Below are 17,925 nucleotides of genomic sequence, written 5' to 3'. Positions count from 1 at the left end.
GCATACCCGCAAAGGGTCCGCATTTGTCATCGCCAAGCCGCATCCGATCGGCTAAGACGCGGGACGAAATGACGGGAAAGGAAGAGACGAGACCATGGACGCGAACAGCCATTCCCCCAAAGGCATGCCCGAAGCAGCGGTGAAGTACCGCGCCTATCCCCAGATCAACATTCCAGATCGCACATGGCCTTCCAAGGTCATCACCAAGGCGCCGGTCTGGTGTTCGGTCGACCTGCGCGACGGCAATCAGGCGCTCGTCGATCCGATGGGCCACGATCGCAAGGCGCGCATGTTCCAGTTGTTGCTGGACATGGGTTTCAAGGAAATCGAGATCGGTTTCCCCTCGGCATCGCAGACAGACTTCGATTTCGCCCGTTGGTGCATCGAGCACGGCAATGTGCCCGCCGACGTGTCGCTGCAGGTTCTCGTCCAGTGCCGCCCGGAATTGATCACCCGCACCTTTGAAGCGCTGGAAGGCGCCAACAAGCCGATCGTTCACTTCTACAATTCCACCAGCGAATTGCAGCGTCGCGTGGTGTTTGCCAAGGACGTGCAGGGCATCAAGCAGATCGCCGTCGATGCGGCCAAGATGATCACCGACATGGCGGCCAAGGCCGGTGGCGGCTATCGCTTCGAATATTCACCGGAGAGCTTCACCGGCACCGAACTTGATGTGGCTTTGGAAATCTGCAATGCCGTCATCGAGGTGATGAAGCCGACGCCAGATAACAAGCTGATCATCAACCTGCCGTCCACGGTCGAAATGGCGACGCCGAACATCTATGCCGACCAGATCGAATGGATGTGCCGCAATCTCGACAACCGCGAAAACCTGATCATCTCCCTGCATCCGCACAACGATCGCGGCACCGGCATCGCCGCCGCCGAACTGGCCTTAATGGCAGGCGCCGACCGCGTCGAAGGCACGCTCTTCGGCAATGGCGAGCGCACCGGCAATGTAGACGTCGTCACCATGGCATTGAACATGTTCACGCAGGGCGTCGATCCAGAACTGGACTGCTCCAACATCGAGCGCATGAAGGAAGTCTTCGAATATTCCAACCAGATGGCGATCGGCGAACGTCACCCTTATGTCGGCGAGCTGGTCTACACCGCTTTCTCCGGCTCGCATCAGGATGCGATCAACAAGGGCATGAAGGCGTCCAAGGTTGCCAACGATCCGGTGTGGGAAGTGCCTTACCTGCCGATCGACCCGCAGGATGTCGGTCGGACCTATGAGGCGATCATCCGCATCAACTCGCAGTCCGGCAAGGGCGGTATCGCCTACATCATGCAGCAGGACTACGGCTTGAACCTGCCGCGCAATCTGCAGGTGGAGTATCGCGAAGAGATCCAGCGGATCACCGACGAGGAAGGCAAGGAATTGCCGTCCAAGCGGATTTACGAGCATTTCATCGAGCGCTACGTGACGCAGCCGGACGCGCGGCTTCGCTTCGTCGATCACCACACCTTCGCCGATCCTGAGCACAAGGGGCAGCGCATCGTTGCGGCTGAAATCACCGACAACGGCGAGGTGAAGCGCATCGAAGGCCGCGGCAACGGACCGATCGACGGTTTCATCAACGCGCTGTCGATCTACCTCGGCATTTCGATGTCCGTCGAGGATTATTCCGAGCATTCGCTCCAGCATGGCTCGAACGCGTCGGCGATTTCCTACGTCGAGGTTTCGCATCCCGGCGGAAAGCTCTTCGGTGCCGGCATCAATACCAACATCGTCGCCGCGTCTCTCGAGGCGATCGTCTCTGCGGCAAACCGCGTACTTGCTATCAAGGCCGAGTGAGAATTCGGATTTTCGATGCAGATTTTCCAGAGATCCCCTTGGCCTGGCCGAGGGGATTTTTGTTTATGGTCGCGCCTTTCGCCTCCGATCTTGCGCAGCGCGCATCATTCCGGCCGTTGCCTGAGGTGGGCGAAATGTGATCGGCAATGTCCGAGACGTAAAGATGGGATCCTCGATGCCGGCAGGGGCTCAGGATTTGCCTTCGGCCAATGCCGTGCGCTGTCTCGTCAGCCGCTCCAGCTCCTCTTCCTGTTCGGCGATACGCTCCGACGTCCGCTCTTCATCGGCGGCTCCTGAAAAGGCGGTCGCTTGCTCGATCAGTTCGCGAAGATTTTCCTTTATCACCGCGATGCGTCTATCGATTTCCGGAATGGTCAGCAGAACGTCGGACATGGCAGAACTCCAGCGAGAACATCAATCCAGCACGGTTTAGCGAGAGGGATTATCCATCGGCCGCTGCTTTGCCGCAAGTCGCAAAGCAATCAAGCTCGAGCCTCTCAGATTTCAGAGGATACGCGATTGGCGATCTGATCGAGCATGGCGTTGGACGAGGGGCCGACAACGGCATAGGTTGCACCACCTCGATGCCAGGATACGATGCTGACATCGTCCCTGATGGTCTCATCGAAATTATCGTCATCGGGCACGCCGTCTGTCTTGGTGAAACAGATGGCGACAACATCGCCGTCAAGGTTTTTGTAGATCAGCTGGCCCACTGGCTTGCCACCGGCGATGAACATGCGGGCGCCCTGAAAGACGAGGCCATCGGCGGCAAGGTCCGGAAAGTTGAATTTGACGCCGACCGTGCTCGACAGCCATTTGGCGATCTCATCAAGCTCGCTCGCCTGCAGCTCGACCATATGACGCGGCTGATGGGAATAGATGCGATGATAGGCGGCCAGATCATCCAGCCAGTTTCGCGCGGCTGATGTCGATGCGGGGGGCGTGGATGATATGTCGGCCGGCCGCATTCCGAAAAGATAGCCTATACCGCCGCCGAGCACGAAGAGAATGAGCGCTGCCGCCAGCGATTGTCTTCCCGTTGGCGCAAGCTTGAGAGATGGCCTGGCAAGACGCGGGGAGGGATCGCGTGTTTTCGGAGGCTGCGTGCTCTTGATGGAGCGGACCAGCGCCAGAGGCACCGGCTCCTTCAGCACCTCGTCGAAAGCCTTGCGGCCGACATCGGAGCCATGCCGCAGCTCATCGAAAATCCGGCGAGCATCAGGATCGGAGGCGATCAGCCTCTCCATTTCCTCTTTTTCTTCACGGCTCATTTCTCCATCCATGAAGGTGGATAAACGAACTTCGAGCGGCATTTTCTTCATGTCGTGCAATGCTTAGGACCTTCGAGGCGAACGGCTGTGACCCTGAGAGGCAAGGTAGAGGCGGGCGCTGGAAAGCCGTGACGCCACTGCCGACAAGGGGATGCCGAGAATATCGGCCGCCTGCTTGTAATTATGTCCCTCGACATCGATCAGCAGGAACACAATGGCAAGTCCTTCGGGCAAAGATGTGACCAAACGGTGCGCTTCGCCATCTTCCACCGGATTGAGATGCAATCTCGTGACGATCTCTCCCTGCTCAACGGCATTGCCTTTGGCGGCGGGACGCAGCTTGTGACGCCGCGCTTCGTCCACCCATTGGTGCCGCGCCATCGTGTAAAGCCAGCTCTCCAGCTTGCCGGTGCCGTTCCACAGGTGGAACTTCGCTATGCCGCGCTGACAGACGGCCTGAACCAGCTCATCCGCGTCCGCCAGGTCGCCCGTCAACGTCACCGCAAAGCGGCGCAGCTTCGGAAGAAGGCCGACCAGATCGCGTCTGATATCGATGGCAGCTACCGGCGTGGGCATGGTGTTTCCAGGGAGGCGTTGGGTATTTTCACGCGGGCGATGTCTTCCCGCAGGCAGAGGCCTTTCCCATGGGAATGGCGATGCGAAAAGAATAGTCGTCCTGTATTGGTATGAACCATTTCCATGTTGCTTCGCAAGTCTTCAAAGCCATTGCGCTTTTGGCCGACTTTATTGTGATGATCGATGCGCCGGATGCTATCCGGGTTGGCCTCAATAAGTGACCTGACCTTTGAGCGATTGCTGCAGCGAGCGATAGGCCCAGGTATCCTGGCCGCCGCGATCGCGGATCTCGACGAGCTGCACGCGCGCGCCCTGGACGTCGCCTTGCTCAAGGAGGGCTTGCCCCATGTAGGAGCGGGCGAGGATGTAGTTTTCATCGCGCTGCAAAGCCTTGCGATAGTAGCTCATGCCAAGTTCCATCCGGCCGGCCTTGCGGTTGGAATAGCCGAGATAATTTAGGACGCGCGGATCGTCCTGGTTTTTGGCGAGCTTCAGAACGGTGATGGCGTTCTCGTATTGGCCTGCATACGCGAATTCGCGGGCGGCCTTGAATAGCTCATCATCATTGAAGCCGCTCTCTTTAGGCTTGACGCATTCCTTCTTGTCCTTGTCCCAGACTTTGCCGTCCTTGCACTCGGTCGTTGTCTTGCTCTTTGGCGGCGGTGCTGTTTCGTCGTCTTCCGAGCCGGCGGCAAAGGCCTGCAGGCTTGCTGCAAGCAGAAAACCGGCGGCAAACGTGATCGTTGCGGCATTCTTGGTGACGACCTTGAAGCTCATTCCATCCTCCCAGATTCACAGGCTTGGAGTGTAGCTCCGTATCTTCGCAAACGCTACAGAAACGATGCGGTCCAAAGCTTCGAAATCGAGGTCAAGGCGCAAGAATATCGGTGCCCTGCGCGTCGATGTCGTCGCCCTTGGCATTGAGGCTGAAGCGTTCCGCCTTCAGCTCCCATGCGCCCGCGCGGCCGCCGATCGTGAAGAGGTTGTAGGCGGCGGGTGGCTTGAGGCCTCCGACCCCTTGAGAGGCCGAGGCGATGCCGACGACCGGCACCGGTCCCGTCTGGCCCCGCAGCCAATGCAGGGTGTTGAGATGTGTATGGCCGTGAAGCACCAGCTCGGCGCCGCCTGTCGATATCACGGCCGCAAAGCGGCGAATGCCGATCATGCGCTTGTAAAAGCTGGTGGCGCCGCGGATCGGCGGATGATGGATCATGACAACACGAAACAGGCCGGCATCGCCGGCGGCGCGAAGCATATTGACGGTATCGCGCGCCTGCCGGGCGGAGAAGAAACCACTGGCGGCAAAGGGCGGCGTTGCAACGGCCGTCGAGCATCCGATCAGCGCGACCTGGTCGCGAACGCGCAGATAGGGGAACACATGACGATCCTGAGGCCATTCGAGCGGTGCCTGATCGCCCCTGACATAGGGATACCAGGCACGAACGGCCTTTTCATATGCGCCGGGTACATAGGCATCATGGTTGCCGGGCACGACAGAGGTGCGTTGGGGATCTCCGACCGCTCTCAACCATGCCGCTGCTGTCTGGATCTCGATGCCGCTTGCGAGATTGACCAGATCGCCGGTGACTGCGAGATGGTCGGCCTGCTTCGCCCTGATATCGTCAAGAAGGATATCAAGCGTACCTCCAAAAAGGTGCTTGCGCCGATTTCGGTGCCAGTTCACAAATCCGGTGATGCGTTTGGAGGCGAGCTCTCTGATCGAAAGGCGTGGCAGGGGACCCAGGTGAACGTCGGAAATATGCGCGAGCTTGAACATGGAATGAGACATAGCCCACTCTATTGTCAAAACAAATACATCGCCCGTTTGATTGCGGTGCAAGACATCGAGACCCGGGCATGACCGAGACGCCTAAACAGGACGAAAAGAAGGGTTTGGCCGGGTGGCTGTTTGGTCGAGCCCTGCATATCTACTTCTTGCTGACACGCAGCATGACGCTTGGCGTGCGCGCCGCATGCTTTGATCGCGACGGTCGACTTTTCCTCGTTCGCCACTCCTATATCGCCGGCTGGCATATGCCTGGTGGCGGTGTCGAACGTCATGAAACGGTCGAGCAGGCGCTCGTCAAGGAGCTGCGTGAAGAAGGCAATCTGACGATTTCAGGCAAGCCGCAGCTGTTCCACGTCTATTTCAACAATCGCACCAGCAAACGCGACCACGTGGTCTTCTATCGTGTGGAGGTGGAGCAGACTGCGCCGCGCAGGCCGGATCGCGAAATCGTCGAGTGCGGCTTCTTTGCGCTTGATGCTCTGCCGGCCGGTACGACCAAAGCCACCTTTCGTCGGCTGCAGGAGCTGGAGGGGGCAATGCCCCCATCCGATTATTGGTGATGTTCGCGAAGGTCCGGCAAAGGATCAGGCAGCTTTTGCCAATCGCTCGCGGCCATGCGGAGCGTCGAAATCCAGATCAGGGCCAATGGGCACGATGCCTGTCGGATTGATGGCCCTGTGACTGCGGTAATAATGATCCTTGATGTGCGAGAGGTTGACGGTCTCCGCGACACCGGCGACCTGATATAGGTCGCGCAGATAGGCCGAAAGGTTCGGATAGTCGGCAATGCGGCGAATGTTGCATTTGAAGTGGCCGACATAGACGGCATCGAAGCGGATGAGTGTGGTGAACAAGCGCCAATCGGCTTCGGTCAGCCGATCGCCCATAAGATAGCGCTTTGTTTCAAGCCGCTTGTCGAGCATGTCGAGCGTATCGAACAGACGCCGAGCGTTCTCGGCATAGGCCTCCTGCGTTGTCGCGAAGCCGGCCTTGTAGACGCCGTTATTCACACTGTCGTAGACGATGTCGTTGAGGGCATCGATCTCCGTCGCCAGATCCGCCGGATATAAATCCAGCGTCGCTCCTGTAATGCCGCCGAAAGCGCTGTTGAACATACGAATGATTTCGGCCGATTCGTTGTTGACGATCGTGCCGGTCTGCTTGTCCCACAGCACGGGAACGGTCACCCGGCCGGAATAATGCGGATCTGCTTTGAGGTAGACCTCCCACAGGGCCTTCGCGTCGAAGAGCGGATCAAGCGTTCCGCCATCTTTCCCCTTGAATTCCCAACCATTCTCCAGCATCAGAGGATCGACGATGGAGACCGAAACCAGATCTTCGAGCTTTTTCAGCTTGCGGAAGATCAAGGTCCGATGCGCCCAGGGACAGGCGAGCGAAACATAAAGATGGTAGCGACCGGCTTCGGCTTTGAAACCGCCGGTGCCCGTCGGGCCGGCCGCGCCATCCGGGGTGATCCAGTTGCGAAACTGCGAGGCGGCGCGCTTGAAATGGCCCTTCGTCTCTTTCGTGTCATACCAGACATCGTGCCAGACGCCGTCAACCAACATGCCCATTGCTCTTGTCCTTTCGGAATGCTTTCGAGAACCTGATCATAGGATATGGCATGCCGCCCGAATTGCGAGGCGATAAACGATGAACACTGCGTTGCGCGACATGCAAGCACGAGGTTCAGGGACATCCATAGTCACGATGTCATCAAGCGGACACGATCTTGCGTCAACAAACATCTCCAAGCATTTTGCATTGGACGCGCCGAATTTTTCCTGCTATCGGGCTTGTCACACTTTAAGGACCCCTTGTCATGAAAGTCACCAGAAGCCTGCGACGACGCCGATGAACTTGAACGCTCCACGAGCGCCTTCGAGAACAATCCCGTCTGTCTATCTGGTTCCTTGGTCTTATGTACAAGCACGATCTGGTCTACCTCACTGAGGATGCGTCGCACGACGCTGTCATCGAAATCATCAACGAAGAAGCATTTGGTCCCGGCCGGTTTACCCGCGCTGCAGCTCGGATTCGCGAGCAGGGTCCGCATGATCGCGCGCTCTCCTTCATCTGCGCCGACGACGGCGAGACCATTGCCTCCGTTCGGATGACACCTGTGATGGCAGGGGCGGTCAAAGGGCATCTGCTGGGCCCGCTTGCAGTGCGGCCTTCGCATAAGAACAAGGGCATTGGTCGCGAACTGGTCCGCATCGCCGTTGAGGCAGCCAAGCGCAAGGGATCGGAGGCCGTCATCCTCGTTGGCGACCCGCCTTATTACGGACCGCTCGGCTTCGAGAAGGTCGCTTATAACGCCCTGGCTTTCCCGGGACCGGTCGATCCCAATCGTGTTCTCGTGGTTCCGATTGCGGCCGATACTCATGCGCGGCTGGATGGTGTCATCGCATGGCGGGATGGTTCAAACGAAATCGTCGCACTCGTCGAAGAAGACGATCTCGATGAGATGCCGTTAAGGGCCGTCGCTGTTTAAGACGCTCGCCTCGCTGAAGGCAAATCCTAGCGAGGCGATAGTTTTTTCTGCAGAAAGAAGCGGCTGCGGCCTTCGGGAAAATCCGGCAATTCGCCGAAGATGACGTAGCCCTGACGCTGGTAGGCGCGGAGAGCCTGTGGATTGAACGTATCGATCCACGCTCCGAAACAGCCGCGTGCCATAGCCTCATTTTCCGCCGCTTCCAGCAGCTTTCCGGCCATGCCCTGACCACGCAGCGTTTCCGGCACGAACAGCCATTGGGTAAACAGCCATCCCCATGCCGTGTAACCGGAAATGCCGCCAATGGTTTTGACGGCGTCGTCGCGGATCAGCACCGTGAGCGACCGGCGTTGCGATGGGCCGACGTCCACGTTGTTGAACGCGGTCAGGCTTTCACTGATCGCGGCAAGTTCCGCATCGGCAGGGGCGTCGGTCACATGAAGTTGCATCATCCGGCTCACCGTCCTTCACGCCACCATGTGGCGGAGAAGGCAAGGAGCAGGGCGGCAAGCCCGGCAAAGCCCGCAAACAGGGGAAGGGTGTTGATCCCCTTAAGCACGGTTTCGTCGGTCATGCGAATGGTCAGCCGCTGGCCGTCGGCGACACGCAGGGCACCGCGGACCGGCAGGACCTGCGGGACGGTGACGCTGCCATTGCTGCCTGCGACGCGCGTCACCAAGCCCTTGGTCTTCTGCGCCAGCGGCTTCAACGTCTCGGTGGTCGAGATCATCGCCTTGAATTCGGGCGCATCGATCGCGCCGATATGCACCAGCGTCGAAAGATTGCCGTTGGCGATCTGATAAAGACCGATTTCATCCATGTGCTTCTGGGCCTGATAGAGACCCGGTTGCGTTTGCTTCAACGGTATCGTCTGCGTCTTGCCCGACGGCGATTTTACCGTCGCGGGACCTGGGTCGTCGCCGACCGTCTGGCGCGTTATTGTGATTGTCCGGCCGGCGGCGTTTGCCGTCAGCGCTTCTTCCTCCAGCGCCGGCTCCTTCAGCAGCCAATGGGCAATGCGACGATAGAGCGAGACGTGAGGACCGCCGCCTTCGAAGCCGCGCGCCCAAAGCCAGCCCTCATCGGACAGCAGCATGGCGACACGGCCCTGACCGACGCGATTGAGCACCAGCAACGGGTTGTTGTCGGCGCCGACCATTACGGTCTGCCCCTGTGGCTTCTCCACTTCGACGCTGCGGAACCAGCGGCCCCAATGCGGCGGCTCGGTATCGGACCCGTCCAGGCCGCGCGTCACCGGATGCTTGCGGCCTTGGTCGGACAAGCGTGGATAGAAAGGCTTCTCGATCATCTGGCCGGTCGGTTCGGCCGGCAAGACTGCCTCGAGCGGTGTCAGGGCGATCGAACTTCCGCCGGCATGCTCGGGACCGGCGGCCACAAGCAGAGCCCCGCCGTTTTCGACATATTGCGCCATGTAATCATAATAGATCGTCGGCAGGACGTTCTGACGGTCCTGATAACGGTCGAAAATGATCAGGTCGAAAGAGTTGATCTTGTCGACGAAAAGCTCTCGCGTCGGGAAGGCGATCAGCGAGAGTTCGTTGATCGGCGTGCCGTCCTGTTTGTCCGGCGGACGCAGAATGGTGAAGTGCACCAGATCGACGGAAGCGTCGGATTTCAGCAGATTGCGCCATGCGCGCTCGCCGGCATGTGGTTCGCCCGAAACGAGAAGCACGCGCATGTTCTGGCGAATGCCTTCAATCAACTGGACCGTCTGGTTGTTGATGGGCGTCACTTCGCCAGGCACTTCGGCAACGGCGAATTCAAGCACATTGTTGCCCGCGCGCGGAACCTTGAAGCTGAACGGCGTGTCCTGGCCGGGCGTCGCCTGCAGGGTGGCGATTTCGTCGCCGTTCATCTTCACCGTGACGGCTGCCGTGGTTCCAGGGCTCTTGCCGTCGTCAACGACACGAAAGACAAGCTGCTGTTCTTCGTTGACGATGCCAAAACGTGGCACGCGCACTATCTCGATGCGTCGATCGAATTCGTCGGGCTTGCCGGTAATCAGGCCGTGGATGGGCGCATCGAAGCCGAGCTGCTGGTTGACGCCGGGGATATCGTGGATTTGGCCGTCGGTCAGAAAGATCGCGCCGCCGATGCGGGCCGGCGGAACGTCGGCAATACTGGAGGAAAGAGCGCCGAAGAGCCGTGTCGACGGCGAATCGGATTCCGCCGGATCGCGGACCTCGACAATCCGGGGCTCGATGCGCGGGAACTGGGCCAGCCGATCTTTCAGCATGGCCAGCGCATCGTCCGTCATCTTGGTGCGTTCCGGCGTCGCCTGGCTGAGGCTGCGATCGACGATGACAGGCACGATGGTGCTGAGCTGATCGCGATCCTCCTGCATCAGCACCGGATTGACGAGTGCTGCCAGCAGTGCAAAGGCGGCAATGGTGCGGATCCATGCGCCGCGCAGGCCGCGATAGATCGCGAGCGCGGCAATAACAAGGGTGAGCAGCGCAAGAGCGGCAAGCACGGGCCAGGGCAGAAAAGGGGCAAAACCGATATTCATCTTACTGCCCCAGCCGTTGCAGGATATCCGGGATGTGCACCTGATCGGACTTATAATTTCCGGTCAGCATGTACATCATGATGTTGACGCCGCTGCGGTAGGCATATTCGCGTTGCATTTCATCCGGCGGAACGGTCGGCAGCATCGGCGATCCGTTATCGTCTGTGGCCCAGGCGCCGGCAAAATCATTGCCGGTGATCATGATCGGCGTCACGCCGTCAGACGATGCAACGGCATTGCCATCACGACGAGTGTCCTGGCGTGCCTCGACCCAGAGCGGACTGTCGTTGTAGCGGCCTGGAAAGCTGGCAAGCAGATAGAAGGACTTGGTCAGCACATGACCTGCCGGCACCGGCTCAAGGGGTGGAATGTCGAGATTGGCGAGGATTTGCTGCAGCCTCTGGCCATTCGGGCTCGGCGTCGACGTATCACCCATTGTATCGATCGCGTCCCGTGTATCGAAGAGCACGGTGCCGCCGTTGCGCATATAGGCATCGATGCGGTTGATGGCCTCGTTCGAGGGCATCGGCGCGGTTGCCGATATCGGCCAGTAGATCAGCGGATAAAAGGCGAGCTCGTCCTTGGAAAGGTCCAATCCCACCGGAGCGCCGGGCTCCAAGGTCGTGCGATAGGTCAAATAATCGGACAGGCCGGCCAGTCCGCGCTCGGAAATATGATCGACGTCGGATTCACCCGTCACGACATAGGCAAGGTGGGTTTTGTCCAGCCGGGAAAAGATCGTGTCGTCGCCGGGCTTGGAATCGTCCGCGAGAGCCTTTGCCGGATGCAGGAAGACGGCGATCGATGCAGCCAGCAGCAACACCGCAGCTCCGCCGGCGATTGTCTTTGCCGATCGGCCGAAGCGCGGGAAGGCGCCGTTCATGAAGAGAACGATCAGGCTGTCGGCAAGCAGGATCAGGAAGGCGAGCGTGAAGAGGATCGGCTTGGCCGACCATGCCTCGCCGCCGATGAGGCCTTCGCGCGTGACCGTTCCGACAGCGGACGCATCAAGCGGTTTCAGCTCCGTGCCGCGTGGCAGCACGTTGAGCGCGGTAAAGCCTTCCTCAGAACCATAAAGGCCCGGTGGATTGTCGAAATTGGCGACAGGAGCCCCCTTGCTATTGGGTTCCAGCGGGCGAGCGCTGCCGATTTCGCTGGTCAGCGCGCCCTTGGCGGTGAGAAGCCGATAGGGAGGCATGGCTTCAGTGACCTTGGCCGCCTGCTCGGTCGAGGTGACGCCGCCGGCGCGCGACAGTTGCACGACGCGACGCAGCATCTCGACGAAGTCGCCGGAGATCGGCAGGTCCGACCACTCCGGTTCCGCCGTGACATGGAAGAGGATGATGCGGCCGGCGCGCATCTGCTTCTCGGTGACCAGCGGCGTGCCGTCGGCAAGACTTGCCCAGGTGCGTTCCGCAAGGTCGGGTGTCGGTTCGGCCAGCACCTGTCGTTTGACGAGCACGTTTGCCGGCTTCGGCATGCCGGCGAAGGGACCGAAGGACGGGAAGTCTGCCAGCGGCTGCGGCTCGGCCCAGGAGAGCGCGCCGCCGAAGGTGCGTTCGCCCTGGCGCAAGGTGACCGGCACGAGCGGATCGTCCGCAGGAGCGGCGGCAAGGCGCGGGCCGGCGAAGCGCACCAGCGTGCCGCCATTTTCGATCCAGTGCTGCAGCGGCGCATAGCTTTCCTGCGGCAGGCGGCCGACGTCGGCCATGATCATCACGGACGGATTGTTCGCCAGCAGTTCCGGGATCGATTTCGCCAGATCGGAGCTATTGGGCTGGGTCAGATCGGCATAGGGCTGAAGGGCGCGCTGAATGTAGTAAAGCGGCGAAAGGATCGGCTGGAACTCGTCGGCTGCCTGGCCGGAAAGCAGCGCCACACGGCGGCGGCGAAAGCCATCGTCGAGCAGATAGACACCGCCGGCGCTGGCATTCCTGTCGATGCCGATGCGGGCGAAATCGTTGCGCATTTCGAAGGGCGCGGTAATCGAGCCGGCCGCGACCGTCTGGCCGCCATTGAAGTTCAGCGTACCAGCTGCGATCGGACGCCCCTGATTGTCCTGCGCAGACAAGGTCATGCGAAGTGGCGCCGTGCCGTTCAGCCGTGTCGCCGTCACCGTCATGTCGCTGGCATTGTTGGCGGCGCCGGTGATTGCGACGATGTTGCTGCCATCCCCTTCGATCAGCCGGAAGTCGCTTGGCTTCAGATCCGCGAGGCGGTTGACGATGTCATCCTTATCCTTGCTTTGGAGACCGTCGGAAATGAAGGCGATCGTGCCGGGGGCGGTGCCGTTAAGGGCGGCCTTTATGGCGTCGGCTGCGCGCTGGCGATCCGGGACCAGCGGCCGAGCATTCATCGCATGAAGCTTGTCACGCGCCGCTGCCGCCGCGCCGGGCGTTGCATCGTTGCCCTGCTCGGCGGTGAAGGCGATGGAGACCGGAATTCCCTTGGCGTCGGCATCGTCGATTAGCGCGTCGGCGGTTCGCACGCGGCGCTCCCAGTCGGAGACGCTTGCCCAGCTGTTGTCGATGAGCAGAACCAGCGGGCCGCCGCTCGACAGTGTATTGGCGCGCGGATTGAACATGGGATTGGCGATTGCGAGAATGACGAGCGCGGCGAGCAGCATCCGCAGCAGCGTCAGCCACCAGGGGCTGCGGGCCGGTGTTTCCTCACGCTTCAAGATCTTCGCCAGGATGCGCAGCGGCGGGAACACCTCGCTGCGCGGCTGGGGAGGGGTCAGGCGCAGAAGCCACCAGATCGCCGGAAGCAGGATCAGTGCAGCAAGGATGGCCGGCGAAGCGAATGCGAAGGAGAGACCGCTCATGGCTGTCCTCCTGACGCGACCCTGGCAGGCATGCCGGAAAGATACATGTGCACGGCGACCAGCGCTTCCGAGGCGAGATGGTCAGTGCGATGGCTGATGAAGGTCCAGCCGAGATGGCGCAACGACTGGCCGAGATTTTCCCGGCGGGCAAGATAGGCGCGCTGATAGTCTTCGCGCAGATTTTCCGCGCGGCCGGCAAGCAGTTTCGCGCCGTTTTCAGGATCGCTGAATTCCGTGCGGCCGCTATATGGGAATATTTCCTCGGCCGGGTCCGCGATTTCGACCACGTGTCCGCGCAGACCTCGCCGCGCCAGAGGCCCAATCCGACCCATCACATTGTCGGCATCGTCGAGAAAATCGCCGATGAGAACGATATCGCTCCAGCCACGGATCATTGCCGTTTGCGGCAAGCCGCCTTCGAGCGGCGTGTGCATCAGAGCCGCGGCCAGGCGTTCAGCGGCGTTGCGGGTGGCGACGGGTTCCATTACGCCGGGGCAGCCGATCCGTTCGCCGGAGCGGGACAGGATTTCGGCAAGCGCCAGCATGATGACCAGCGCGCGGCCTTCCTTGGAAACATGGCCATAGGTGGACTTGTACATCATCGAAGGCGAAAGGTCGGCCCAAAGCCAGATGGTGTGCGCAGCTTCCCATTCATGGTCGCGAATGTAGGTATGGTCGTCACGCGCTGATCGCCGCCAGTCGATGCGCGACAGGCTTTCGCCTTCGGTATAGGGGCGGAATTGCCAGAAATTCTCACCGATGCCGCGCTTGCGCCGACCGTGCCATCCCGCAATCACCGTATTGGCAATACGCTTGGCTTCGACGAGGCAATCCGGCACGAGGGCAGCGCGACTGCGGGCACGGGAAAGGGCATCGTTGCCTGAAGTCGGTCTGACGATCTGTCCGATGGATGCCACGCGATTATATTCTCCTCGAGATCCGGCTTACGCTCTCGACTGCTTGACCAGCCCTGCAATGACATCGCGCACGGACATGCCATCGGCGCGGGCTGCAAAGGTCAATGCCATGCGATGTTCGAGCACCGGTTCTGCGAGCGCATGCACGTCGTCGATCGATGGCGCGAGCCGGCCTTCGTAAAGCGCGCGGGCGCGGGCGCAGAGCATCATAGCCTGACCGGCACGCGGGCCGGGACCCCAGGCGACATGCTTGTCGGTCGAGGCATTGCCTTGACCGGGGCGGGCGGAGCGCACCAGTGCGAGAATTGCGTCGACCACGCCATCGCTGACCGGCATCTGGCGAATCAGATGCTGGATTTCCAGCAGGCGCTCGGCATTGATGACGGCATCCGGCGTGGCTTCGCCAATCCCGGTCGTTTCGAGCAGAATGCGCCGCTCGTCGGCAAGCTCTGGATAGTCGACATCGACCTGCAGCAGGAAGCGGTCGAGCTGGGCTTCCGGCAGCGGATAGGTGCCTTCCTGTTCCAGCGGGTTCTGTGTTGCCAGAACATGGAACGGAGCCGGCAGGTCATAACGCTGGCCGGCGATGGTGACGTGATATTCCTGCATCGACTGCAGCAGTGCCGACTGCGTGCGCGGTGAGGCGCGGTTGATTTCGTCGGCCATCAGGAGCTGCGCGAAGACCGGGCCCTTGACGAAACGGAAGGAGCGGCGGCCGCTCTCGTCCTGATCCATCACTTCGGAGCCGAGAATATCCGACGGCATCAGGTCAGGCGTGAACTGGACACGATTGGACGCAAGGCCGAGAACCGCGCCAAGCGTGGTCACCAGCTTGGTTTTCGCAAGGCCCGGTACGCCGACAAGCAACGCGTGACCGCCGGCAAGCACGGCAAGCAGCGTATTTTCCACGACGCTTTCCTGGCCGAAAATGACCTTCGAAACCTCTTCACGCACCAGGGCGATATCGCTCAAGGCCTTCTCGGCCGATGCGACCATAGCCTGCTCGTCGAGGTTCGTTTCGGTCGATTTGATCATGCCCATTTGCGTCTCCAGTGGCATAAAACGGTGCCTGCGATTCGCAGACCTTACACATTTGCCTCATAATCAATACAACTTATCGCCACGAAGACGGCTGACAAGCACGTTTCGAATGACTATCTCGTGAGAAACTGTCGTATTCGTGACTAACGGTAAACCGGGACGGAACAATGGCAACCGAGGAAATCAAGGCAACGGGCGATGCGGCAAGTCTGGCGGCACTGATTTCCCGCGCCGCCGGCGATAGCGGCGGTCGCAAGAAGGGCCTGCCGCCCGTCGATCGTTGGGATCCGCCGTTTTGCGGCGATATCGACATGGAAATTCGGGCCGACGGAACCTGGTACTACCTGGGCACCCCGATCGGCCGCGCGCCTCTTGTCCGGCTGTTTTCCACTGTCCTGCGCAAGGATGCTGATGATAAGACCTATCTCGTCACGCCTGTGGAGAAAGTCGGCATTCGCGTCGTCGATGCGCCCTTCGTCGCCGTCGAGATGAGCGTGACGGAACGCGACGGCAGGCGTGTGCTGACCTTCCGCACCAATGTCGGCGATGTTGTCGAGGCGGGCAGGGAGCATCCGATCCGCTTCGTCATCCGCGGAGAAAATGATGAGCTGAAGCCTTATCTGCATGTGCGTGGTCGGCTGGAAGCGCTGGTGACGCGTGCGGTCATGTATGATCTTGTCGAGCTTGGCGAGCCGGTCGAAATTGCCGGGCGGGAAATCTTCTGCATTCGCTCCGGCAGCTCCATCTTTCCTGTCATGCCGGTCGCCGAGCTGGATGCACTGACGCGATGATTGAATTTCCTCTTTATTCCGCAGACGAGTTTCGGCGCCGCGCACTCATGCAGAGCGGTGCACCGGTCGAGCTTGCCTGGCGGGATCATGGCGATCATCGCCTCAATCCGGAAACGATATTGCAGGTCGAGGGTTTGAAGCTGAAGGATGCGGCCGTGCTCGTGCCGGTGGTCGACAGCGGCGACGATGCTAAGGTGATCTTCACGCTTCGCACATCCACCCTGCGCAAGCATTCCGGCCAGATCGCCTTCCCGGGCGGCGCTATCGATCCCGAAGACGCCTCGCCGGAAATGGCGGCCGTGCGTGAGGCGGGCGAGGAGATCGGACTTGCTGACATCTTCATAGAACCTGTGGCGCGGCTTCCGCATTATCTGGCCGCAACCGGCTTTCGCATCACGCCGATCCTGGCGGTCGTGCGGCCCGGCTTCGACCTGGCTCTCAACCCGACCGAGGTTGAGGATGCTTTCGAGGTGCCGCTGTCCTTCTTGATGGACCCAAGCCACCATGTCACCGACACCATGGTCTGGCAGGGAACCGAGCGCCATTTTTACCGCATGCCTTATGGTCAGCGGATGATCTGGGGCATTACCGCGGGCATCGTCCGCACGCTTTATGAAAGGCTTTACACATGACGTCCGTTGCCGGAGAGGCATGGTTCCGGGACAAGGGGCTGGAGCGAGTCCTGTCGTTGCTCAATGCCGATGGCGGCGAAGGTCGCGTGGTCGGTGGCGCGGTGCGCAACAGCCTCATGGGCCTCCCGGTCGCCGATATCGATGTCGCGACCACGCTGCTGCCCGAGGCTGTCGTCGAACGCGCTGGCGCTGCCGGCATCAAAGCGGTGCCGACGGGAATTGTGCACGGAACCGTGACCCTCGTTATCGATGGCAAGCCATTTGAAATCACGACCTTGCGCCGCGACGTCGAAACGGACGGGCGCCGAGCCCGAGTTGCTTTCAGCGACGACTGGCAGGCGGATGCAGAGCGCCGCGACCTGACGGTCAACGCGCTCTACGCTTCTGCGGATGGCGAAGTCGTGGATCTCGTTGGCGGCCTCGCCGATCTGGAGCGCCGCAATATCCGGTTCATCGGCGATGCCGCGACCCGGATTGCCGAGGACTATCTGCGCATCCTGCGCTTCTTCCGCTTCTTCGCATATTATGGCAGCGGTCGACCGGATGCGGATGGGCTGCGCGCCTGTGCTGCGGCGCGCTCGAAAATTTCGACGCTATCAGCCGAACGCGTCTGGTCGGAGATGAAGAAGTTGCTGGCTGCGGCCGATCCCGGGCGGGCATTGCTCTGGATGCGTCAGGTCGGGATTTTGACAGAGATTCTTCCGGAGACGGAGAAATGGGGGATCGATGCCGTTCCGGCGCTGATCGCCACAGAACAGGTTCTTCACTGGCCGGCAGATCCGATGCTCCGGCTTGCGGCCATCGTGCCGCCCGATGCTGCAAGGCTTGCCAAGCTGGCGGAGCGGCTGCGTCTGTCCAAGGCGGAAGCCGCCTATCTCCAGGCATGGGCGAATGCGCCCGTCGTCAAGGATGACATGTCGGAAGCGGCCTTCGATCGCCTGCTTTACCGCCACGAGCCTTCAGGTGTCGCGACACGGCTGAAACTTGCCTTGGCTGTCGCGCGGGGCAAGGCTGAAAGCGATTTCGAGGAGATGTCGCGGAGCGCCCGGCTCGGCAAACTGCTTGATCGTATCGCTGCCTGGAAGAAGCCTGCTTTTCCCATCAGCGGCGCAGACGCTCTTGCAGCCGGCATACCGGCCGGGCCGCGCATCGGTGAACTTCTGGGCATATTGGAGCAGGCCTGGGTCGACGGCAATTTCAAAGGCGACCGGGCAAGTCTTCTTGCCCGGCTGAAAGAGCTGGCGAACGCCTGAGAT

17 protein-coding genes are annotated in these 17,925 nt (G+C 60.6%); 6 read left to right on the top strand and 11 right to left on the bottom strand.

What is annotated here, in order from left to right:
- Positions 1–94 precede the first annotated feature (94 nt).
- Positions 95–1,801 carry a 2-isopropylmalate synthase gene (leuA, locus tag HGP17_RS07940; protein WP_168807540.1) on the top strand — a complete coding sequence of 569 codons (1,707 nt, stop codon included), beginning with the start codon at positions 95–97 and terminating at the stop codon, positions 1,799–1,801.
- Between the two features lie 189 nt (positions 1,802–1,990).
- Here leuA and HGP17_RS07935 read toward each other — a convergent pair whose 3' ends face one another.
- The 5 genes from HGP17_RS07935 to HGP17_RS07915 all read right to left on the bottom strand — a co-directional run bounded on the left by HGP17_RS07935 (position 1,991) and on the right by HGP17_RS07915 (position 5,458).
- Positions 1,991–2,194, bottom strand: a complete 204-nt coding sequence (locus HGP17_RS07935) for a hypothetical protein (RefSeq protein WP_168807538.1) — start codon at positions 2,192–2,194, stop codon at positions 1,991–1,993.
- Positions 2,195–2,298: 104 nt separating this feature from the next.
- Positions 2,299–3,117, bottom strand: a complete 819-nt coding sequence (locus HGP17_RS07930; protein WP_168808144.1) for an anti-sigma factor — start codon at positions 3,115–3,117, stop codon at positions 2,299–2,301.
- Between the two features lie 21 nt (positions 3,118–3,138).
- The gene (locus HGP17_RS07925; protein ID WP_168807537.1) at positions 3,139–3,651 is read right to left on the bottom strand and encodes an RNA polymerase sigma factor; all 513 of its coding nucleotides are present in this window, start codon (positions 3,649–3,651) and stop codon (positions 3,139–3,141) included.
- Between the two features lie 210 nt (positions 3,652–3,861).
- Complete coding sequence (locus HGP17_RS07920) at positions 3,862–4,428, bottom strand: tetratricopeptide repeat protein (RefSeq protein ID WP_168807536.1); 567 nt, start codon at positions 4,426–4,428, stop codon at positions 3,862–3,864.
- Positions 4,429–4,519: 91 nt separating this feature from the next.
- The gene (locus HGP17_RS07915) at positions 4,520–5,458 is read right to left on the bottom strand and encodes a metallophosphoesterase (RefSeq protein WP_168807535.1); all 939 of its coding nucleotides are present in this window, start codon (positions 5,456–5,458) and stop codon (positions 4,520–4,522) included.
- A 143-nt stretch (positions 5,459–5,601) separates the two neighbouring features.
- On the opposite strand from HGP17_RS07915, the gene HGP17_RS07910 reads away from it, so the two are divergent.
- Positions 5,602–6,000, top strand: a complete 399-nt coding sequence (locus HGP17_RS07910) for an NUDIX domain-containing protein (RefSeq protein WP_246703994.1) — start codon at positions 5,602–5,604, stop codon at positions 5,998–6,000.
- 24 nt (positions 6,001–6,024) lie between these two features.
- On the opposite strand, the gene HGP17_RS07905 is transcribed toward HGP17_RS07910, so the two are convergent.
- Complete coding sequence (locus tag HGP17_RS07905) at positions 6,025–7,014, bottom strand: glutathione S-transferase family protein (RefSeq protein WP_168807533.1); 990 nt, start codon at positions 7,012–7,014, stop codon at positions 6,025–6,027.
- Between the two features lie 347 nt (positions 7,015–7,361).
- Between HGP17_RS07905 and HGP17_RS07900 the strand changes: the two genes are divergently transcribed.
- Positions 7,362–7,934, top strand: coding sequence for an N-acetyltransferase (locus HGP17_RS07900; protein ID WP_168807532.1), 573 nt, complete (start codon positions 7,362–7,364; stop codon positions 7,932–7,934).
- A gap of 26 nt (positions 7,935–7,960) precedes the next feature.
- Here HGP17_RS07900 and HGP17_RS07895 read toward each other — a convergent pair whose 3' ends face one another.
- Genes HGP17_RS07895 through HGP17_RS07875 form a run of 5 tightly spaced genes read right to left on the bottom strand, consistent with a single transcriptional unit; the run spans position 7,961 to position 15,246 of the window.
- Positions 7,961–8,386 carry a GNAT family N-acetyltransferase gene (locus HGP17_RS07895; RefSeq protein ID WP_168807531.1) on the bottom strand — a complete coding sequence of 142 codons (426 nt, stop codon included), beginning with the start codon at positions 8,384–8,386 and terminating at the stop codon, positions 7,961–7,963.
- Between the two features lie 5 nt (positions 8,387–8,391).
- Positions 8,392–10,464, bottom strand: a complete 2,073-nt coding sequence (locus tag HGP17_RS07890; protein ID WP_168807530.1) for a hypothetical protein — start codon at positions 10,462–10,464, stop codon at positions 8,392–8,394.
- 1 nt (position 10,465) lies between these two features.
- The gene (locus HGP17_RS07885; protein WP_168807528.1) at positions 10,466–13,288 is read right to left on the bottom strand and encodes a DUF4159 domain-containing protein; all 2,823 of its coding nucleotides are present in this window, start codon (positions 13,286–13,288) and stop codon (positions 10,466–10,468) included.
- Complete coding sequence (locus HGP17_RS07880; protein WP_168807526.1) at positions 13,285–14,205, bottom strand: DUF58 domain-containing protein; 921 nt, start codon at positions 14,203–14,205, stop codon at positions 13,285–13,287. Before HGP17_RS07880 ends, HGP17_RS07885 begins: the two co-directional genes overlap by 4 nt.
- Before the next feature lie 27 nt (positions 14,206–14,232).
- On the bottom strand, positions 14,233–15,246 hold the full coding sequence (locus HGP17_RS07875) for a MoxR family ATPase (RefSeq protein ID WP_168807524.1): 1,014 nt from the start codon (positions 15,244–15,246) through the stop codon (positions 14,233–14,235).
- Between the two features lie 167 nt (positions 15,247–15,413).
- Between HGP17_RS07875 and HGP17_RS07870 the strand changes: the two genes are divergently transcribed.
- Genes HGP17_RS07870 through HGP17_RS07860 form a run of 3 tightly spaced genes read left to right on the top strand, consistent with a single transcriptional unit; the run spans position 15,414 to position 17,922 of the window.
- Positions 15,414–16,037, top strand: a complete 624-nt coding sequence (locus HGP17_RS07870) for a DUF1285 domain-containing protein (protein WP_168807522.1) — start codon at positions 15,414–15,416, stop codon at positions 16,035–16,037.
- Positions 16,034–16,669, top strand: coding sequence for a CoA pyrophosphatase (locus HGP17_RS07865; protein WP_168807520.1), 636 nt, complete (start codon positions 16,034–16,036; stop codon positions 16,667–16,669). Before HGP17_RS07870 ends, HGP17_RS07865 begins: the two co-directional genes overlap by 4 nt.
- Positions 16,666–17,922: a CCA tRNA nucleotidyltransferase gene (locus HGP17_RS07860; RefSeq protein WP_168807518.1), complete on the top strand. Its 1,257-nt coding sequence runs from the start codon at positions 16,666–16,668 to the stop codon at positions 17,920–17,922. The genes HGP17_RS07865 and HGP17_RS07860 overlap by 4 nt, the downstream gene beginning before the upstream one ends.
- Positions 17,923–17,925: the final 3 nt, after the last annotated feature.

Origin of the sequence: Rhizobium sp. P38BS-XIX (genome assembly GCF_012641435.1) — a bacterium.
In the GTDB taxonomy this organism is placed as follows: Bacteria; Pseudomonadota; Alphaproteobacteria; order Rhizobiales; family Rhizobiaceae; genus Rhizobium.
The sequence above is the reverse complement of the archived record's forward strand: the minus strand, read 5'-3'. Positions and strand labels throughout refer to the sequence as shown.

Excerpts from the sequence above, each read along its gene's own strand:
- leuA (WP_168807540.1), top strand. The coding sequence starts at position 95 with ATGGACGCGAACAGCCATTCCCCCAAAGGCATGCCCGAAGCAGCGGTG.
- HGP17_RS07935 (WP_168807538.1), bottom strand. The coding sequence starts at position 2,194 with ATGTCCGACGTTCTGCTGACCATTCCGGAAATCGATAGACGCATCGCG.
- HGP17_RS07930 (WP_168808144.1), bottom strand. The coding sequence starts at position 3,117 with ATGCCGCTCGAAGTTCGTTTATCCACCTTCATGGATGGAGAAATGAGC.
- HGP17_RS07925 (WP_168807537.1), bottom strand. The coding sequence starts at position 3,651 with ATGCCCACGCCGGTAGCTGCCATCGATATCAGACGCGATCTGGTCGGC.
- HGP17_RS07920 (WP_168807536.1), bottom strand. The coding sequence starts at position 4,428 with ATGAGCTTCAAGGTCGTCACCAAGAATGCCGCAACGATCACGTTTGCC.
- HGP17_RS07910 (WP_246703994.1), top strand. The coding sequence starts at position 5,602 with ATGACGCTTGGCGTGCGCGCCGCATGCTTTGATCGCGACGGTCGACTT.
- HGP17_RS07905 (WP_168807533.1), bottom strand. The coding sequence starts at position 7,014 with ATGGGCATGTTGGTTGACGGCGTCTGGCACGATGTCTGGTATGACACG.
- HGP17_RS07900 (WP_168807532.1), top strand. The coding sequence starts at position 7,362 with ATGTACAAGCACGATCTGGTCTACCTCACTGAGGATGCGTCGCACGAC.
- HGP17_RS07895 (WP_168807531.1), bottom strand. The coding sequence starts at position 8,386 with ATGATGCAACTTCATGTGACCGACGCCCCTGCCGATGCGGAACTTGCC.
- HGP17_RS07890 (WP_168807530.1), bottom strand. The coding sequence starts at position 10,464 with ATGAATATCGGTTTTGCCCCTTTTCTGCCCTGGCCCGTGCTTGCCGCT.
- HGP17_RS07885 (WP_168807528.1), bottom strand. The coding sequence starts at position 13,288 with ATGAGCGGTCTCTCCTTCGCATTCGCTTCGCCGGCCATCCTTGCTGCA.
- HGP17_RS07875 (WP_168807524.1), bottom strand. The coding sequence starts at position 15,246 with ATGGGCATGATCAAATCGACCGAAACGAACCTCGACGAGCAGGCTATG.
- HGP17_RS07870 (WP_168807522.1), top strand. The coding sequence starts at position 15,414 with ATGGCAACCGAGGAAATCAAGGCAACGGGCGATGCGGCAAGTCTGGCG.
- HGP17_RS07865 (WP_168807520.1), top strand. The coding sequence starts at position 16,034 with ATGATTGAATTTCCTCTTTATTCCGCAGACGAGTTTCGGCGCCGCGCA.
- HGP17_RS07860 (WP_168807518.1), top strand. The coding sequence starts at position 16,666 with ATGACGTCCGTTGCCGGAGAGGCATGGTTCCGGGACAAGGGGCTGGAG.